The organism is Pseudomonas sp. WPR_5_2, assembly GCF_003634475.1.
In the GTDB taxonomy this organism is placed as follows: Bacteria; Pseudomonadota; Gammaproteobacteria; order Pseudomonadales; family Pseudomonadaceae; genus Aquipseudomonas; species Aquipseudomonas izuensis.
Genome location: NZ_RBLA01000005.1, coordinates 245,085 through 262,485 on the forward strand (window position 1 = coordinate 245,085; position 17,401 = coordinate 262,485).

The following is a 17,401-nucleotide window of genomic DNA, read 5'->3' on the forward strand; positions in this document are numbered from 1 at the left end:
TGGCTGACCCAACTCTTTATAAGGACCTGACATGAGCAAGACGCGTATTGCCTTTATCGGTGCCGGCAACATGGCCGCCAGCCTGATCGGCGGCCTGCGGGCCAAAGGTCTCGAGGCCGCACAGATCCGCGCCAGCGATCCGGGCGATGAAACCCGTGCTCGCGTGAGCGCCGAACACGGCATCGAAGTGTTTGCCGACAACGCCGAAGCCATTCAAGGCGCGGACGTCGTCGTACTGGCAGTCAAACCCCAGGCGATGAAAGCCGTTTGCGAAGCCATTCGCCCAAGCCTGAAACCCGGGCAACTGGTGGTTTCGATTGCCGCCGGCATCACCTGCGCCAGCATGAACAACTGGCTCGGTGCCCAGCCAATCGTGCGCTGCATGCCCAACACACCGGCATTGCTGCGCCAGGGCGTGAGTGGCTTGTTCGCCACCGCCCAGGTCAGCGCCGAACAGCGCCAGCAAGCCCAGGAACTACTGTCGGCGGTCGGCACCGCCCTGTGGCTGGACGAGGAACAACAACTGGACGCGGTCACTGCGGTTTCCGGCTCGGGCCCCGCATATTTCTTCCTGCTGATCGAAGCCATGACCGCCGCTGGCGTGAAGCTCGGCCTGCCGGCAGACATCGCCGCTCAACTGACGCTGCAAACCGCCCTGGGCGCCGCGCACATGGCCGTGGCCAGTGACGTCGACGCCGCCGAGTTGCGTCGCCGCGTCACTTCGCCCGCAGGCACGACGGAAGCGGCCATCAAGTCGTTCCAGGCCGATGGCTTCGAAGCACTGGTCGAAAAAGCACTCGGCGCCGCCGCGCACCGCTCGGCCGAGATGGCTGAGCAACTTGGCCGCTAATCAGCACTTAAAAAGGAATCAATAATGCTCGGACTCAATGACGCTGCCATTTTTGTGATTCAAACCCTGGGCAGCCTGTATCTGCTGATTGTGCTGTTGCGCTTCATCCTGCAACTGGTGCGGGCGAACTTCTACAACCCGCTCTGCCAGTTCGCCGTTAAGGCCACTCAACCACTGCTCAAGCCACTGCGTCGGGTCATCCCGAGCATGTTCGGCCTGGACATGTCCTCGCTGGTACTGGCGCTGCTGGTGCAGATGGCGTTGTTCGCGGTCATCCTGTTGCTCAGTGGCTATCAGGTCGATGTACTGTTTCTGGCGCCATGGGCGCTGATCGGCATCTTCGCGCTGTTTTTGAAGATCCTGTTCTGGGCGATGATCATCAGTGTGATCCTGTCCTGGGTCGCTCCGGGCAGCCACAATCCTGGCGCAGAACTGGTGCAGCAGATCACCGAACCGGTACTGGCACCGTTTCGCCGGATCATTCCGAACCTGGGCGGCCTCGATATTTCACCGATCTTCGCCTTTATCGCCCTGCAACTGCTGCAAAGCTGGCTGATCCCGCGCCTGGCGTACTACGCGCTGATGCCGCGGGAGCTGTTTGGCCTGATCTGATTCTGCTGCACCGCGTCATCGTTCTTCGCGAGCAGGCTCGCTCCCACAGGGGATACGCATTCCATTGTGGGAGCGAGCCTGCTCGCGAATGCCGCGCCTCGGTCTACCTGGGAAAAATCAGGCCCGGCCTTTGCTTGCCGCTAACCCCAGCGGTCTTTAGACTTACGCCTCATTTCAACGAGAGCAGGGTCGATGCCAGTTGCCTTCCCCCCCGATTCTGTTGGTCTGGTGACGCCGCAAGTGGCGCACTTCAGCGAACCCCTGGCGTTGGCCTGCGGTCGTTCGCTCCCGGCCTATGACCTGATTTTCGAGACCTACGGCACGCTGAACGCCACGGCGAGCAACGCCGTGCTGATCTGCCACGCCCTGTCCGGCCATCATCACGCGGCCGGCTTCCATAGCCCCGACGACCGCAAGCCCGGTTGGTGGGACAGCTGCATCGGCCCAGGCAAGCCGATCGACACCCACAAGTTCTTCGTGGTCAGCCTGAACAACCTCGGCGGCTGCAACGGCTCCACCGGCCCGAGCAGCATCAATCCGGAGACCGGCAAGCCGTTTGGTGCCGATTTCCCGGTACTGACCGTGGAAGACTGGGTGCACAGCCAGGCACGCCTGGCGGATCTGTTGGGCATCGGCCAATGGGCCGCCGTCATCGGCGGTAGCCTGGGCGGCATGCAGGCATTGCAATGGACCATCTCCTATCCGGACCGTGTGCGGCATTGCCTGGCCATCGCCTCGGCACCCAAGCTGTCGGCGCAGAACATCGCCTTCAACGAAGTGGCGCGCCAGGCGATCCTCACCGATCCTGAGTTCCACGGCGGTTCGTTCCAGGAACAAGGCGTGATCCCCAAGCGCGGGCTGATGCTGGCGCGGATGGTCGGGCACATCACCTACCTGTCCGACGACTCCATGGGCGAAAAATTCGGTCGCGGCCTGAAAAGCGAGAAGCTCAACTACGACTTCCACAGTGTCGAGTTCCAGGTCGAAAGCTACCTGCGCTATCAGGGTGAAGAGTTCTCCGGACGTTTCGACGCCAACACCTACCTGCTGATGACCAAGGCCCTGGACTATTTCGACCCGGCGGCCAACTTCGACGATGACCTGGCGAAAACCTTCGCGGGTGCCACCGCCAAGTTCTGCGTGATGTCGTTCACCACCGACTGGCGCTTCTCCCCGGCCCGCTCGCGGGAACTGGTGGATGCGCTGATGGCCGCGCGCAAGGATGTCTGTTACCTGGAAATCGACGCACCGCAAGGCCACGACGCCTTCCTGATTCCGATCCCGCGCTACTTGCAGGCGTTCGGCAATTACATGAACCGCATTACGTTGTGAGATAGCCATGAGAGCTGATCTGGAAATCATCCAGGAATGGATCCCCGCCGGCAGCCGCGTGCTCGACCTCGGTTGCGGCGACGGCGAACTGCTGACCTGGCTGCGCGACAACAAGCAAGTCACCGGCTATGGCCTGGAAAACGACGCGGACAACATCGCCCAGTGCGTGGCCAAGGGCATCAACGTCATCGAACAGGACCTGGACAAGGGCCTGGGCAACTTCGCCAGCAACAGCTTCGACATCGTGGTCATGACCCAGGCGCTGCAAGCGGTGCACTATCCGGACAAGATCCTCGACGAAATGCTGCGGGTCGGCCGCCAGTGCATCATTACCTTCCCGAATTTCGGACACTGGCGCTGCCGCTGGTACCTGGCGAGCAAGGGCCGGATGCCGGTTTCCGAGTTTTTGCCGTACACCTGGTACAACACGCCGAACATCCACTTCTGCACCTTCGCCGACTTTGAAGCCTTGTGCCGCGAACGTGAAGCCAAGGTCATTGATCGGCTGGCCGTGGATCAACAGCATCGGCACGGGTGGGCCAGTAAGCTATGGCCTAATCTGTTAGGTGAGATCGGCATTTACCGTGTCAGCAGCCCGGGGCTTGCAGACCACAAGGTCGCGGTCTGAACACCTAATTTCGAGGAGAATGATCATGGGTCGTCTAGCGCTAGTTCTACTCACCGCCTGCCTGAGCGTCACGGCCGTGGCCGCTGATGCGATCAAAGGTGAACGCAAGGAAGTCTTTGGTGACACGACGGTGCACTACAACACGTTCAACTCCACGTTCCTGACACCGGACATCGCCAAGGCAGCAGAGCTTACCCGCAGCAAGAATCAGGGCGTGATCAATATTTCGGTGCTCAAGGACGGCAAACCGCAGATGGCCCAGGTCAGCGGCACGGTCAAAGACCTGACCAGCCAAAGCGTGAATCTGAACTTCAAACAGATTACCGAACAAGGCGCGATCTACTACATCGCCCAATACCCGGTGGATCAGCAGGAAACCCGCACCTTCGACATCAAGGTGCAGACCGGTGACAAAATCAACACCATCAACTTCAACCAAGAGCTCTTTCCCGGCGAATGATCAACTTCACGCAACTCGTACTGGCCAGCCACAACGCCGGCAAACTCAAGGAACTCCAGGCCATGCTCGGCGAGTCGGTGCAACTGCGCTCGATCGGCGAGTTCAGCAGCGTGGAGCCTGAAGAAACCGGTCTGTCGTTCGTCGAGAACGCCATCCTCAAAGCCCGCAATGCCGCGCGCATTTCCGGTTTGCCGGCACTGGCTGACGATTCCGGGCTGGCGGTGGATTTCCTCGGCGGTGCGCCAGGCATCTACTCGGCGCGCTATGCCGACGGCAAGGGCGATGCGGCGAACAACGCCAAACTGCTCGACGTGTTGAAGGACGTGCCGCAAGCCGAGCGTGGCGCGCAGTTCGTTTGCGTACTGGCGCTGGTGCGGCATGCCGACGATCCGCTGCCGATTCTCTGCGAAGGCCTGTGGCACGGGCGCATCCTGACCCAGGCCAGCGGCGAACACGGTTTTGGCTACGACCCGTTGTTCTGGGTGCCTGAGCGCGATTGCTCCAGCGCCGAGCTAAGCCCCGGCGACAAGAACCAGATCAGTCACCGCGCCCGTGCAATGGATCTGCTGCGCCAGCGTCTGGGCTTGAAATGACCATTGAATCATCCGCGCCACTGATCTTCGGCGGCGCGCAAACGCCTCGGGCGGCCTTGCCTGTGCTGCCGCCCCTGGCGCTGTACATCCACATTCCGTGGTGTGTGCGCAAATGCCCTTATTGCGACTTCAACTCCCACACCGCCAGCCCGGTGCTGCCGGAAGAAGAGTATGTGGATGCGCTGCTGGCAGACCTTGATCAGGACTTGCACGCCGTCTATGGCCGCGAGCTGAGTTCGATCTTCTTCGGTGGCGGAACGCCGAGCCTGTTCAGCGCCCAGGCATTGGGCCGCTTGCTCAAGGGTGTCGAACAACGCATCCCGTTTGCCAGCGACATCGAAATCACCCTGGAAGCCAATCCGGGAACGTTCGAGCAAGAGAAATTCGTGGCGTACCGCGCGCTGGGCATCAATCGCCTGTCGATCGGTATCCAGAGCTTCCAGCAGGAAAAGCTCCAGGCGCTGGGGCGAATCCACAACGGCGACGAAGCGGTGCGAGCGGCTGGCATGGCGCGCCAGGCCGGGTTCGATAACTTCAACCTGGACTTGATGCACGGTTTGCCCGATCAGTCGCTGGACGACGCCTTGAGTGACCTGCGCCAGGCCATCGCCTTGAAGCCGACCCATCTGTCTTGGTATCAGCTGACCCTGGAGCCGAATACGGTGTTCTGGAACCAGCCGCCGACGCTGCCCGAGGACGACACGCTATGGGACATTCAGGAGGCTGGCCAGGCGCTGCTGGCTGAACACGGTTACGCCCAGTATGAAGTTTCGGCCTACGCCCAGCCCGGTCGTCCGGCACGGCATAACCTCAACTACTGGAGTTTCGGTGACTTCATCGGCATCGGTGCCGGCGCCCACGGTAAGCTCAGCCATCCGGACGGACGCATCATCCGCACTTGGAAAACCCGTCTGCCGAAGGACTACCTGAACCCGGCAAAACGCTTTCAGGCCGGCGAGAAAACGCTGACCAATGAAGAAATGCCGTTCGAGTTCCTGATGAACGCCCTGCGCCTGACCGCGGGTGTCGAGTCGCGACTGTATACCGAGCGCACTGGATTACCCCTGGAAAGCCTGGCCGAAAGCCGCCGCGAAGCCGAACAAAGTGGCCTGCTACAGGTCGAACCGTCACGTCTGGCGGCCACCGAGCGCGGACAACTGTTCCTCAACGACTTGCTGCAGAAATTTCTGAGCTGAATTCAGCCCTAAGGGAAAACGAATGGATTTGATACTCGACCTGCTCGCCACCGTGTCTCGCTGGAGCCGTAGCAACCTCTCGGAAATCGCCCTGGCTTTGGTGGGTTGCCTGCTGGTGCTGTTCGGTGCGGATTTCAAAGGCTGGGTCGAGCAACGCCTGGGCAGCATCGCCGGCGCCTTGCGCGTCCCGCTGATGGCCCTGCTGTGCCTGATTGGCAGCGGCGCTGCGCTGATCTATGCCACGCCATGGATCGTGCGCGGCCTGAGCCAGTTCAACAACTACAGCCTGGCGCCGGTGTTGTTGGTAGTTCTGGTGCTCATCGGCGTAGTCGCCGACCGTCGCTGACCTCAAGCCACACAAAACACTGTGGGAGCAAAGCTTGCTCGCGATAGGGGCCCGACAGTCAGCATAAATGTTGAATGTCAGGCCCCTATCGCGAGCAAGCTTTGCTCCCACAGGTTTGTAGCGTAGAGCTTAGGACTGCTTCTCGAACTTCAAATCCCAAACCCCATGCCCAAGCCGTTCGCCACGGCGTTCGAACTTGGTGATCGGACGCTCGGCCGGGCGTGGCACGCACTTGCCGTCTTCGGCCAGGTTGCGGTAACCCGGTGCGACGTTCATCACTTCCAGCATGTATTCGGCGTACGGTTCCCAGTCGGTGGCCATGTGCAGAACGCCGCCGACTTTCAACTTGCTGCGCACCAGTTCAGCGAAGGACGCCTGAACGATCCGGCGCTTGTGGTGACGGCTCTTGTGCCACGGGTCCGGGAAAAACAGCATCAGGCGGTCGAGGCTGTTATCGGCCACGCAGCGGTTGAGCACTTCGATCGCATCGCAATCGTAGACCCGCAGGTTGGTCAGGCCCTGGGTCAGCACGCCATTGAGCAACGCACCGACACCCGGACGGTGCACTTCCACGCCGATGAAATCCTGCTCCGGCGAGGCTGCGGCCATTTCCAGCAACGAATGGCCCATGCCGAAACCGATCTCCAGCGAGCGCGGTGCCGAGCGGCCGAACACTTGGTCGAAGTCCACCGGCGCATCGGCCAGGGGCAGCACGAACAGCGGTGCGCCCTGCTCCAGGCCACGTTGTTGGCCTTCGGTCATGCGCCCGGCACGCATCACGAAACTCTTGATGCGGCGGTGTTGGCGCTCGTCGCCTTCTTCCGTCTGGATTGGCGTGTCTTTCGATTCAGTCATCAATGGCTCTTACTTGATCAGACCATCCAGCGGCGAAGAGGCGCTGGCATAGAGTTTTTTCGGCATGCGGCCGGCGAGGTAGGCCAGGCGACCGGCAACGATGGCGTGCTTCATGGCTTCGGCCATCATGATCGGCCGCTGGGCGTGGGCGATGGCCGAGTTCATCAGCACCGCGTCACAGCCCAGCTCCATGGAAATGGTGGCATCGGAAGCAGTACCGACACCGGCATCCACCAGCACCGGGATTTTCGCTTCTTCGAGGATGATCTGCAGGTTGTACGGGTTGCAGATCCCCAGGCCCGAGCCAATCAGTCCGGCCAGCGGCATCACCGCGATGCAGCCGATTTCCGCCAGTTGCCGGGCGATGATCGGGTCATCACTGGTGTAGACCATCACGTCGAAACCTTCCTTGACCAGCGATTCGGCAGCCTTGAGGGTTTCGATCACGTTGGGGAACAGGGTTTTCTGATCCGCCAGCACTTCCAGCTTCACCAGATTGTGGCCGTCGAGCAGCTCACGGGCCAGGCGGCAGGTGCGCACGGCTTCAACGGCGTCGTAGCAACCGGCGGTGTTCGGCAGGAAGGTGTAGCGATCCGGCGAGAGGAAATCCAGCAGGTTCGGTTCGCCCTGGTTCTGGCCGAGGTTGGTGCGGCGCACGGCAAACGTGACAATTTCGGCACCCGAGGCTTCGATGGCCAGGCGGGTTTCTTCCATGTCGCGGTATTTGCCGGTACCGACCAGCAAACGCGACTGGTAAGTACGACCGGCCAGGACGAAGGGCTTGTCGCTACGAACGATGCTCATGGGAAATCCTCTGTAGGGGTGAGGTTCTTGCAGAATTCTGTGGCCACTCGGCCGAGGCGACTAGCCGCCGCCGATGGCGTGCACCACTTCGACGTTATCGCCGTCATTGAGTGTGGTATCGGCATGCTGACTGCGCGGGACGATATCCAGATTGAGTTCGACTGCCACACGGCGTCCGGTCAGGTCCAGACGGGTCAACAGGGCCGCAACGGTTTCACCGTCGGGCAGTTCAAAGGATTCGCCGTTCAACTGAATGCGCATGCCGGATGCCGCCATCATTTTTTGGGGCTGGCATTCTAGCCCGATCGTGACCTAAAGGTCAGCAATAAGCGTCAAGCGGTCAATGGCAAACGCCAGGCGGCGAGGCCCAGGCAGAGCCAGCCCGCGAGAAAGGCCAGGCCGCCGAACGGGGTGACGATGCCAAGCTTGCTGACACCGGTCAGCGTAAGCACATACAGGCTGCCGGAGAACAGCAGGATGCCGATGGCAAAGGAGGCGCCGGCCCAGGTGACGAGTCGACCCGGAATCTGTGTGGCCAGCAGCGCCACGCCCAGCAGTGCGAGGGTATGCACCAGTTGATAGGTGACGCCGGTGTGGAAGATCGCCAGGTACTCGGCACTCAGACGGTTTTTCAGGCCGTGGGCGGCAAAGGCCCCAAGGCCGACACCGGTGAAGCCGAAAAAAGCGGCCAGCATCAAAAAGCCACGCAGCATGAAGAACTCCAGTCAGACGCGATCAACAGGGTCTGTATAATGGCTCGCTCAACGGGTTCGGCCAAGCCATCTCTATGCTGCGTTTATATTTCCGTCGTTTCACGAAGGCCGTGCTCTGGTTCATGGGCGGCAGCGTATTGCTGGTGCTGATTTTCCGCGTGGTGCCACCGCCGGGGACGGCGCTGATGGTCGAGCGCAAGATCGAATCCTGGTTCGACGGCGAGCCCATCGACCTGCAACGCACCTGGACGCCGTGGGAGGACATCTCCGACGACCTGAAAGTCGCGGTGATTGCGGGCGAAGATCAAAAATTCCCGGAGCACTGGGGTTTTGACTTCGGCGCCATTCAGGCCGCCCTGGCCCACAACGAACTCGGCGGTACGATTCGCGGCGCCAGCACCCTGAGCCAGCAAGTTTCGAAAAACCTGTTCCTGTGGTCGGGTCGAAGCTGGCTGCGCAAAGGCCTGGAAGCCTGGTTTACCGGGTTGATCGAAGTGCTCTGGCCCAAGCAGCGGATTCTTGAGGTGTACCTCAACAGCGCCGAATGGGATGACGGGGTGTTTGGCGCGGAAGCGGCGGCCAGGCATCACTTCGGTGTAGGCGCCCGCGCCCTGTCCCGGCAGCAGGCAAGCTTGCTGGCGGCGGTACTGCCGAACCCTCGCGTGTGGAGTGCCAGCCATCCAACCTCTTACGTGGCGCGGCGTGCAGGCTGGATACGGCGGCAGATGAGTCAGCTCGGTGGTGACAGTTATCTGGTGGATCTCAACGATTCGCGCCGGGCGCCGTGGTCTCAATAGACGATCACGAATGTTTCGGAAAACGAATATCCCTGTGGGAGCGGGCTTGCCCGCGATAGGGGTATATCCGCGACTAATGTGGTGACTGACACGACGTCATCGCGGGCAAGCCCGCTCCCACAGGTTCTCAGCCGACACAGAAATGCGCACAAACAAAAACGCCCCGATCAATGATCGGGGCGTTTTTTATTGCCTGCTCGCTGTTTATGCGGCGATCGACAACTTGAGCTTGTTCATCGCGCTTTTTTCAAGCTGGCGAATACGCTCGGCCGACACGTTGTACTTCTGCGCCAGGTCGTGCAGCGTGGCTTTTTCTTCCGCCAGCCAGCGCTGGTAGAGGATGTCACGGCTGCGGTCGTCCAGCACTTCCAGCGCTTCATGCAGGTTGTGGTTGGAGTTGTCGCTCCAGTCGGCATCTTCCAGTTGACGGGCCGGGTCGTACCGGTGGTCTTCCAGGTAGTTGGCCGGCGACTGGAAAGCACTGTCGTCGTCAGCTTCTGCAGCAGGATCGAAAGCCATGTCGTGGCCGGTCAGGCGACTTTCCATCTCGCGGACTTCCCGCGGCTCTACGCCAAGGCTTTCCGCCACGCGGTGGACTTCCTCGTTGTTCAACCAGGCCAGACGCTTCTTCTGGCTGCGCAGGTTGAAGAACAACTTGCGCTGGGCCTTGGTGGTCGCGACTTTCACGATCCGCCAGTTACGCAGGATGAATTCGTGGATTTCAGCCTTGATCCAGTGCACGGCGAACGAAACCAGACGCACGCCCATTTCCGGGTTGAAGCGTTTCACAGCCTTCATCAGGCCAACGTTACCTTCCTGGATCAGGTCAGCCTGAGCCAGCCCGTAGCCGGAATAGCTACGAGCGATATGTACGACAAAACGCAGGTGGGCGAGCACCATCTGCCGAGCCGCCTCAAGATCCTGCTCATAATAGAGACTCTCGGCCAGTTCACGCTCCTGCTCCGGCGTCAGCAAAGGAATGCTGTTCACCGTGTGCACATAGGCCTCCAGGTTCGCACCCGGGACCAGAGCATATGCAGGCTGCAAAGAATTGGTCATACGAAAAAACCTCCGACTTACATAACTCGTGCAGTTAAGCACTGCCGAAATTGACCGGAAACCGAAAAACAAGTTCCCAAAAAAGCTGAAAGGTCAATACGAGCAAAATGATATTACTTTGGCGCAAGCTCCCTCAGATGGCGAGCGACTGCAATCCAAGCACCGATATACCCCAACAGCACCGCGCCAAGCAAGAGAGACAGACCGTCGGCTACCGGGACACCGGCCAGCGCAAAATCGCTGCCATACAAACCGGCCAGCCCGACTACCGCGTCGTTCAGCCAGTTCAGGCCGAACGCCAGCACACCCCAGGAAAAAATCCCCGCACCAAAGCCATAAAGCGCGCCCATATAAAGGAAGGGCCTGCGCACATAACTGTCAGTGCCACCGACGAGTTTAATCACTTCTATCTCTGTGCGGCGGTTTTCAATATGAAGACGAATGGTATTGCCTATCACCAAAAGTAATGCAGAAACCAGAAGCACGGTCAGACCGAAGACAAAACGGTCACCCAGCTTGAGGATCGCTGCCAGACGCTCGACCCAGACTAGATCAAGCTGCGCCTGTTGTACCTTCGGCAGCTCGGAAAGTTTTTGTCTTAATGCTTCAAGCGCGGGCTTGTCGACTTCATTTGGGGTCACCAGCACCACGCCCGGCAGCGGGTTCTCCGGCAGTTCCTTGAGCGCTTCACCCAGGCCGGATTGTTGCTGGAACTCTTCCAGCGCCTGGTCCCGACCGACGTACTCGGCATCGGCCACGCCGGGCATGCCCTTGATCTGCTCGCGCAGCGTCTCGCCATCAGCCGGGCTGGCTTCGAGTTGCAGGTACAGGGAAATCTGTGCCGCGCGCTGCCACGAGCCACCCAGACGTTCCACGTTACTTAGCAAAAGTGACAGCCCCATAGGCAAACTCAGGGCCACCGCCATCACCAGGCAGGTGAAAAAGCTGCCGATGGGTTGCTTGCCCAGTCGACGCAGACTGTCCAGCAGACTGGCGCGATGACTTTCGATCCATGCACGAAACAACGTGGCAAAGTCCGGCCCATCGTCATCGTCGTGTTTTTTCTTCTGCGGCTGCGGGTCGGCGGCTTTCGGCGCCACACGCTCGGAAACCTTGGGACTACGTGTTGCACTCATACGCCGGCCTCCCCGTCGCCGATCAATCGACCGCGCTGCAAGGTCAGCATGCGGTGACGCATGCGCGCGATCAGGGCCAGGTCGTGACTGGCGATCAGCACGCTGGTGCCCAGGCGGTTGATGTCTTCGAACACACCCATGATTTCCGCCGCCAGGCGCGGGTCGAGGTTACCGGTCGGTTCGTCCGCGAGCAGCAAGGCCGGGCGGTGAACGATGGCACGGGCGATGCCGACGCGCTGTTGCTGACCGGTGGACAAGTCGCCGGGATACAAATCGGTCTTGTCCGACAGCGCCACGCGTTCCAGGGCCGAATCCACACGCTTGGCGACCTCGGCCTTGGACAGCCCAAGAATCTGCAACGGCAACGCGACGTTGTTGAATACGGTGCGATCGAACAGCAGTTGGTGGTTCTGGAACACCACGCCGATCTGTCGGCGCAGAAACGGTATTTGCGCGTTGCTGATGGTGCTCAGGTCCTGCCCGGCCAGCAGCAGCTTGCCGCTGGTCGGACGCTCCATGGCCAGCAACAACCGCAACAAGGTGCTTTTACCGGCGCCGGAATGGCCGGTGACAAACAGAAACTCGCCACGACGGACTCGAAAGCTCAGCTCATGCAAGCCGACGTGACCGTTCGGGTAGCGTTTACCGACCTGTTCGAAACGAATCATGAACGCTCCCGCTCGGCAAACAGTGCCTGGACAAAGGGTTCAGCTTCAAAGGTGCGCAAATCGTCGATGCCTTCACCGACGCCGATATAACGAATCGGCAGGCCAAACTGCTTGGCCAGGGCAAAAATCACCCCGCCCTTGGCGGTGCCATCGAGCTTGGTCAGCGCCAGGCCGGTCAATGCGACGGTCTGGTTGAACTGCTTGGCCTGGTTGATGGCGTTCTGGCCGGTACCGGCGTCGAGCACCAGCAGCACTTCGTGAGGCGCGTCTGCGTCGAGCTTGCCGATCACCCGGCGAACCTTCTTCAGTTCTTCCATCAGGTTGTCTTTGGTGTGCAGGCGACCGGCGGTGTCGGCGATCAACACATCAATGCCACGGGCCTTGGCGGCCTGCACGGCGTCGAAAATCACCGAAGCGGAGTCGGCGCCGGTGTGCTGGGCGATGACCGGAATCTTGTTGCGCTCGCCCCAGACCTGCAATTGCTCGACCGCCGCGGCACGGAAAGTATCGCCAGCAGCAAGCATGACTTTCTTGCCTTCCAGCTGCAGCTTCTTCGCCAGCTTGCCGATGGTGGTGGTCTTGCCGGCACCGTTGACACCGACGACGAGAATCACGAACGGCTTGTTCTGCGAGGTGATTTTCAGCGGTTGCTCGACGGGCTTGAGCATTGCCGACAGCTCGCCCTGCAAGGATTTGTACAGCGCATCGGAATCGGCCAGCTCTTTACGCGCGACCTTCTGGGTCAGGCGCTGGATGATCACCGAGGTGGCTTCCACACCGACGTCAGCGGTCAGCAGACGGGTTTCGAGATCGTCGAGCAACTCGTCATCGATGGCTTTCTTGCCCAGGAACAGGCTGGCCATGCCTTCGCCGATGCTCGCGCTGGTCTTGGACAGGCCTTGCTTGAGACGGGCGAAGAACCCGGCTTTGGTTTCTTCGGTGCGTGGTGGCTCGACCGGGGTTTCTGCGGGGACAACAATGGGCGCAGCGACAATCGGTGCCGGTGCCGGTGCCTGAACAACCGGTGCGGCCGGAGCAACGAATGCAGGAATCACAGGCTCTGGCGCAACGGGCGCAACGGGCGCAACGGGCGCAACGGGCGCAGGCTCGGCGACAACCACGGGCGCCACAACCGGCTCAACCACCGGAGCCTGAACCGGCTCAGGTGTAAACGTGGAGGCTGCTGGAATCGACGGTGTAACGTGCGGCGCCAAGTCGTCCACGACCAGTGCCACCGGCTCTTCCGCCACAGGCAAGGTCAGCCACGGCTTGGCGACTGGAGGCAGAGGCTGTTCGGCCACGATTTCAGGTTCGACTTCCACCACCGGTTGCAGCACCGGGTCGGCGATCGGCAATACTGCCGGCGCGGGCTCGGCGTCTATTACCGGCGCAGGTGTAGGCTCAGGAAGTGGTTGTGGCTGTTCGACGGCGGGTTCCTGCGGTTTTTTGCGCAGCCATCCGAACAGGCTTTTTTTCTCGCCAGCCGCAGCTGGGGTCTTCTTGTCGTCGTTGGAACCAAACATGGGGGACGGCTATCTCACGGTAGCGACGCGCCAACGGGCGCCCCGGCAAATAAATATTCGATGCAGAACAGACTGCGATTGACCCAGCTTGTTCACGCGCAACATTTTGTCGAGGTGCGAACGGCACCTCACGGAAACGATTTCACGAAGGACTAAAGCGGCAAAATCGGTGAAAAAGCAGAGTTTAGTTGACAAAACCCAGTCTTCTGCCGAAAACCCATACAACCTGATCAAACACAAAGGCCTGATAGGCGTGGCCGCCAGTAAAACGGATCAGTATCCTAGCACCTCCTCGCCCGCCTAGGCTAAGACCAAGCGGGCAGCCCAACAGGTTTAAAAACGAATGAATGCTCTAGCCCGCCGCGCCGCAGGCCTGCTGCTCAGCACAGTTTGTCTGCCCCTCTCAGCTTTGGCTGCCGATCCACAACCCACCCACGAATTCACCCTCGACAATGGTTTGAAGGTCGTCGTGCGCGAAGATCATCGCGCTCCGGTGGTGGTTTCCCAGGTCTGGTACAAGGTCGGCTCCAGCTACGAAACCCCTGGGCAGACCGGTTTGTCCCACGCCCTGGAACACATGATGTTCAAGGGCAGCGAGAAAGTCGGCCCTGGCGAAGCCTCGCTGATCCTGCGCGACCTTGGCGCCGAAGAAAACGCTTTCACCAGCGACGATTTCACCGCCTATTACCAGGTACTGGCCCGCGACCGCCTGGGCGTGGCCTTCGAGCTTGAAGCCGACCGCATGGCCAGCCTGCGCCTGCCGGCCGACGAGTTCGCCCGCGAGATCGAAGTCATCAAGGAAGAACGTCGGCTGCGTACCGACGACAAGCCGATGTCCAAGGCTTACGAGCGTTTCAAGGCCATGGCTTACCCGGCCAGCGGCTACCACACGCCCACCATCGGCTGGATGGCGGATCTGGACCGCATGAAGGTCGAAGAGCTGCGCCACTGGTATCAGTCCTGGTACGTGCCGAACAACGCCACGCTGGTGGTGGTCGGTGACGTGACCCCGGAAGAAGTCAAAACCCTGGCCCAGCGTTACTTCGGGCCGATCGCCAGGCGCGACGTTCCGCCGGCGAAGATTCCGCTGGAACTGGCCGAGCCCGGCGAGCGGCAGATCACCCTGCACGTGAAGACCCAATTGCCCAGCCTGATGCTGGCGTTCAACGTGCCGAGCATCGCCACGACCGAAGACAAACGCTCGGTGAATGCCTTGCGCCTGATTTCCGCCCTGCTCGACGGTGGCTACAGCGCGCGCATCCCGACTCAACTGGAGCGTGGCGAAGAACTGGTGTCCGGCGGTTCGTCGAGTTACGACGCCTACACCCGGGGCGACAGCCTGTTCTCCCTGTCGGCAACGCCCAACAGCCAGAAGAAAAAGACCATCGCCCAGGCCGAAGCCGGTTTGTGGAAACTGCTCGAACAACTGAAAACCACCGCGCCGTCCGCTGAAGAACTGGAACGCGTGCGCGCGCAGGTCATCGCCGGGCTGGTTTACGAGCGCGACTCGATCACCAGCCAGGCCACCGCGATCGGCCAACTGGAAACGGTCGGCCTGTCCTGGAAGCTGATGGACACCGAGCTCGCCGAACTGGAAAGCGTGACACCGGAAGATATCCAGAAAGCCGCCAAGCTGTATTTCACCCGCGAACGTCTCAGCGTCGCCCATGTACTGCCGGAGGAGACGACTCATGAGTGAGTCCAAGAAACCTCGGCTGGCCCTGGTCAGCCTGCTCGCTGTGGCCCTGATCGGGTCTGCCGCCTTCTATTTTTCCAGGACCGGCGAGTCCAGTGCCAGCGAAGCACTGGACAAGGCCAAGGCCAGCCAGAAGCTGCAATCGTTGACAGAACTCAACGGCAAGTCACCGAGTCACCGCAAACTCGACGTGCAAACCTGGAACACCGCCGAAGGCGCCAAGGTGCTGTTCGTCGAAGCCCGCGAACTGCCCATGTTCGACATGCGCCTGATCTTTGCCGCCGGCAGCAGCCAGGATGGCGACGCCCCTGGCCTGGCATTGCTGACCAACGCCATGCTGAACGAAGGCGTGGCCGGCAAGGATGTCAGCGCCATTGCCCAGGGCTTCGAAGGCCTGGGCGCCGATTTCGGTAACGGTGCCTACAAGGACATGGCCGTCGCGTCGCTGCGCAGCCTCAGCGCCGTGGACAAGCGTGAACCGGCCTTGAAGCTGTTCGCCGAAGTCGTCGGTAAACCAACCTTCCCCGCCGACTCCTTTACCCGCATCAAAAACCAGATGCTCGCCGGCTTCGAATACCAGAAACAGAACCCCGGCAAACTGGCCAGCCTTGAGTTGATGAACCGCTTGTATGGCGATCATCCGTACGCCCATGCCAGCGACGGCACGGCGAAAACCGTTCCGGCCGTCACCCTGGCGCAGCTGCGCGCGTTCCACGAAAAAGCCTATGCGGCGGGTAATGTGATCATTGCGCTGGTCGGCGATTTGTCTCGCGCCGAGGCCGAAGCCATTGCCGCCCAGGTATCCATTGCCCTGCCGAAAGGCCCGGCGCTGCCGAAAATCCCGCAACCGGCCGAGCCCAAGGCCAGCATCGGCCACATCGAGTTCCCGTCTAAACAGACCAACCTGATGCTCGCGCAACTGGGTATCGATCGGGATGATCCGGATTACGCGGCGCTGTCCATGGGCAACCAGATCCTCGGCGGTGGCGGTTTCGGCACGCGACTGATGAGCGAAGTGCGCGAAAAGCGCGGCCTGGCTTATGGTGTGTATTCGGGCTTCACGCCGATGCAGGCGCGCGGTCCGTTCATGATCAACCTGCAGACCCGCGCCGAAATGAGCGAAGGCACCCTGAAGCTGGTGCAGGACGTCCTAGCCGACTACCTCAAGACCGGGCCGACCGAAAAAGAACTCGACGACGCCAAGCGCGAACTGGCCGGCAGCTTTCCGCTGTCCACCGCCAGCAATGCCGACATCGTCGGCCAGTTGGGTGCAATCGGCTTCTACAACCTGCCGTTGAGTCATCTGGAAGACTTCATGCAACAGTCCCAGGACCTGACCGTGGAGCAAGTCAGGGCCGCACTGAACAAACACCTGAGCACGGATAAAATGGTCATCGTCAGCGCTGGCCCGACCGTGCCGCAAAAGCCGTTACCGGCCCCTACTGATAAACCTGCCGAGCAACCGCTCGGGGTTCCGGAGCATTAATGGCCACTCAATCGAAATCCAAAAAACCCGTGCACAACGGCGTCAACCAGCTGCGCATCATCGGTGGCGAATGGCGCAGCCGCAAGCTGAGCTTCCCCGATGCCCCGGGCCTGCGCCCGACGCCGGACCGGGTGCGTGAAACCCTGTTCAACTGGCTCGCGCCGTACGTTCCAGGCGCCAAGGTGCTCGACCCGTTCACCGGCAGCGGCGCGCTGTTTCTTGAAGCCTTGTCCCGTGGCGCAGCCATGGGCCAGGCGCTGGATGCCAGCAGCCTCGCAGTGTCCAACCTCAAGGAACACCTGGGTACGCTGCGCTGCACCACCGGCCAAGTCCAGACCGCCGATGCCCTGCGCTATCTGGAAACCCAGACAGCAACGGCTTACGACCTGGTGTTCCTCGACCCGCCGTTCAACCAGAACCTGCTGCCCGCCGTTTGCAAACTGCTCGAAGAACGCCAGTGGCTGGCCGAGGATGCCTGGGTGTACACCGAGAGCGAATCCGCGCCGTCGACACTCGGCCTGCCGGGCAACTGGCGCCTGCACCGGGAGCAAAAGTCCGGGCGGGTCTATTATTCGTTGTGGCAACGCATGGCAGAGATCGCCGGCTGATCGACCGGCCTGAACAAAGCGCACGCCTCAAACCAGGCG

At 60.9% G+C, this 17,401-nt stretch carries 20 protein-coding genes; 12 read left to right on the top strand and 8 right to left on the bottom strand.

Annotated features, from left to right (window positions below):
* Nucleotides 1–31 precede the first annotated feature (31 nt).
* The 8 genes from proC to BJ917_RS19520 all read left to right on the top strand — a co-directional run bounded on the left by proC (nucleotide 32) and on the right by BJ917_RS19520 (nucleotide 6,017).
* Nucleotides 32–850 (top strand): pyrroline-5-carboxylate reductase, encoded by an 819-nt coding sequence (gene proC / locus BJ917_RS19485; protein ID WP_096514406.1) that lies wholly within the window; start codon nucleotides 32–34, stop codon nucleotides 848–850.
* Between the two features lie 24 nt (nucleotides 851–874).
* Entirely contained in the window at nucleotides 875–1,462 is a 588-nt protein-coding gene (locus BJ917_RS19490) for a YggT family protein (protein ID WP_096514405.1), read from the top strand.
* A gap of 192 nt (nucleotides 1,463–1,654) precedes the next feature.
* Nucleotides 1,655–2,794, top strand: coding sequence for a homoserine O-acetyltransferase (locus BJ917_RS19495; protein WP_121104150.1), 1,140 nt, complete (start codon nucleotides 1,655–1,657; stop codon nucleotides 2,792–2,794).
* 7 nt (nucleotides 2,795–2,801) lie between these two features.
* Complete coding sequence (gene metW, locus BJ917_RS19500) at nucleotides 2,802–3,422, top strand: methionine biosynthesis protein MetW (protein WP_121104152.1); 621 nt, start codon at nucleotides 2,802–2,804, stop codon at nucleotides 3,420–3,422.
* Between the two features lie 25 nt (nucleotides 3,423–3,447).
* Nucleotides 3,448–3,882, top strand: coding sequence for a DUF4426 domain-containing protein (locus BJ917_RS19505; protein ID WP_096514403.1), 435 nt, complete (start codon nucleotides 3,448–3,450; stop codon nucleotides 3,880–3,882).
* Nucleotides 3,879–4,475, top strand: coding sequence for an RdgB/HAM1 family non-canonical purine NTP pyrophosphatase (rdgB, locus tag BJ917_RS19510; RefSeq protein ID WP_121104154.1), 597 nt, complete (start codon nucleotides 3,879–3,881; stop codon nucleotides 4,473–4,475). The genes BJ917_RS19505 and rdgB overlap by 4 nt, the downstream gene beginning before the upstream one ends.
* Nucleotides 4,472–5,671 carry a radical SAM family heme chaperone HemW gene (gene hemW / locus BJ917_RS19515; protein ID WP_121104156.1) on the top strand — a complete coding sequence of 400 codons (1,200 nt, stop codon included), beginning with the start codon at nucleotides 4,472–4,474 and terminating at the stop codon, nucleotides 5,669–5,671. Before rdgB ends, hemW begins: the two co-directional genes overlap by 4 nt.
* Nucleotides 5,672–5,693: 22 nt before the next feature.
* Nucleotides 5,694–6,017, top strand: a complete 324-nt coding sequence (locus BJ917_RS19520; protein ID WP_096514400.1) for a DUF3392 domain-containing protein — start codon at nucleotides 5,694–5,696, stop codon at nucleotides 6,015–6,017.
* A 129-nt stretch (nucleotides 6,018–6,146) separates the two neighbouring features.
* On the opposite strand, the gene trmB is transcribed toward BJ917_RS19520, so the two are convergent.
* The 4 genes from trmB to BJ917_RS19540 all read right to left on the bottom strand — a co-directional run bounded on the left by trmB (nucleotide 6,147) and on the right by BJ917_RS19540 (nucleotide 8,389).
* Nucleotides 6,147–6,872, bottom strand: a complete 726-nt coding sequence (gene trmB / locus BJ917_RS19525) for a tRNA (guanosine(46)-N7)-methyltransferase TrmB (RefSeq protein WP_096514399.1) — start codon at nucleotides 6,870–6,872, stop codon at nucleotides 6,147–6,149.
* Between the two features lie 9 nt (nucleotides 6,873–6,881).
* Nucleotides 6,882–7,676: a thiazole synthase gene (locus BJ917_RS19530; protein ID WP_121104158.1), complete on the bottom strand. Its 795-nt coding sequence runs from the start codon at nucleotides 7,674–7,676 to the stop codon at nucleotides 6,882–6,884.
* Nucleotides 7,677–7,736: 60 nt separating this feature from the next.
* Complete coding sequence (gene thiS / locus BJ917_RS19535; protein ID WP_007953386.1) at nucleotides 7,737–7,937, bottom strand: sulfur carrier protein ThiS; 201 nt, start codon at nucleotides 7,935–7,937, stop codon at nucleotides 7,737–7,739.
* A 71-nt stretch (nucleotides 7,938–8,008) separates the two neighbouring features.
* Complete coding sequence (locus tag BJ917_RS19540; RefSeq protein ID WP_096514397.1) at nucleotides 8,009–8,389, bottom strand: DUF423 domain-containing protein; 381 nt, start codon at nucleotides 8,387–8,389, stop codon at nucleotides 8,009–8,011.
* 74 nt (nucleotides 8,390–8,463) lie between these two features.
* Between BJ917_RS19540 and mtgA the strand changes: the two genes are divergently transcribed.
* Nucleotides 8,464–9,186 (top strand): monofunctional biosynthetic peptidoglycan transglycosylase, encoded by a 723-nt coding sequence (mtgA, locus tag BJ917_RS19545; RefSeq protein WP_121104160.1) that lies wholly within the window; start codon nucleotides 8,464–8,466, stop codon nucleotides 9,184–9,186.
* Between the two features lie 204 nt (nucleotides 9,187–9,390).
* Here the strand turns inward: mtgA and rpoH are convergent, their stop codons facing one another.
* The 4 genes from rpoH to ftsY all read right to left on the bottom strand — a co-directional run bounded on the left by rpoH (nucleotide 9,391) and on the right by ftsY (nucleotide 13,572).
* Nucleotides 9,391–10,245, bottom strand: a complete 855-nt coding sequence (gene rpoH, locus BJ917_RS19550) for an RNA polymerase sigma factor RpoH (protein ID WP_047534555.1) — start codon at nucleotides 10,243–10,245, stop codon at nucleotides 9,391–9,393.
* 113 nt (nucleotides 10,246–10,358) lie between these two features.
* Complete coding sequence (gene ftsX / locus BJ917_RS19555) at nucleotides 10,359–11,381, bottom strand: permease-like cell division protein FtsX (RefSeq protein ID WP_121104162.1); 1,023 nt, start codon at nucleotides 11,379–11,381, stop codon at nucleotides 10,359–10,361.
* Entirely contained in the window at nucleotides 11,378–12,049 is a 672-nt protein-coding gene (gene ftsE / locus BJ917_RS19560; RefSeq protein ID WP_077046069.1) for a cell division ATP-binding protein FtsE, read from the bottom strand. Before ftsE ends, ftsX begins: the two co-directional genes overlap by 4 nt.
* Nucleotides 12,046–13,572 carry a signal recognition particle-docking protein FtsY gene (gene ftsY, locus BJ917_RS19565; RefSeq protein ID WP_121104164.1) on the bottom strand — a complete coding sequence of 509 codons (1,527 nt, stop codon included), beginning with the start codon at nucleotides 13,570–13,572 and terminating at the stop codon, nucleotides 12,046–12,048. The genes ftsE and ftsY overlap by 4 nt, the downstream gene beginning before the upstream one ends.
* A 343-nt stretch (nucleotides 13,573–13,915) precedes the next feature.
* On the opposite strand from ftsY, the gene BJ917_RS19570 reads away from it, so the two are divergent.
* The 3 genes from BJ917_RS19570 to rsmD are packed head-to-tail and all read left to right on the top strand — an operon-like array spanning nucleotide 13,916 to nucleotide 17,362.
* A complete protein-coding gene (locus BJ917_RS19570; RefSeq protein ID WP_121104166.1) occupies nucleotides 13,916–15,271 on the top strand; it encodes a pitrilysin family protein in 1,356 nt (451 codons plus the stop codon).
* A complete protein-coding gene (locus BJ917_RS19575; RefSeq protein WP_121104168.1) occupies nucleotides 15,264–16,754 on the top strand; it encodes a pitrilysin family protein in 1,491 nt (496 codons plus the stop codon). The genes BJ917_RS19570 and BJ917_RS19575 overlap by 8 nt, the downstream gene beginning before the upstream one ends.
* Nucleotides 16,754–17,362 (top strand): 16S rRNA (guanine(966)-N(2))-methyltransferase RsmD, encoded by a 609-nt coding sequence (rsmD, locus tag BJ917_RS19580; protein ID WP_096514391.1) that lies wholly within the window; start codon nucleotides 16,754–16,756, stop codon nucleotides 17,360–17,362. Before BJ917_RS19575 ends, rsmD begins: the two co-directional genes overlap by 1 nt.
* Nucleotides 17,363–17,401: the final 39 nt, after the last annotated feature.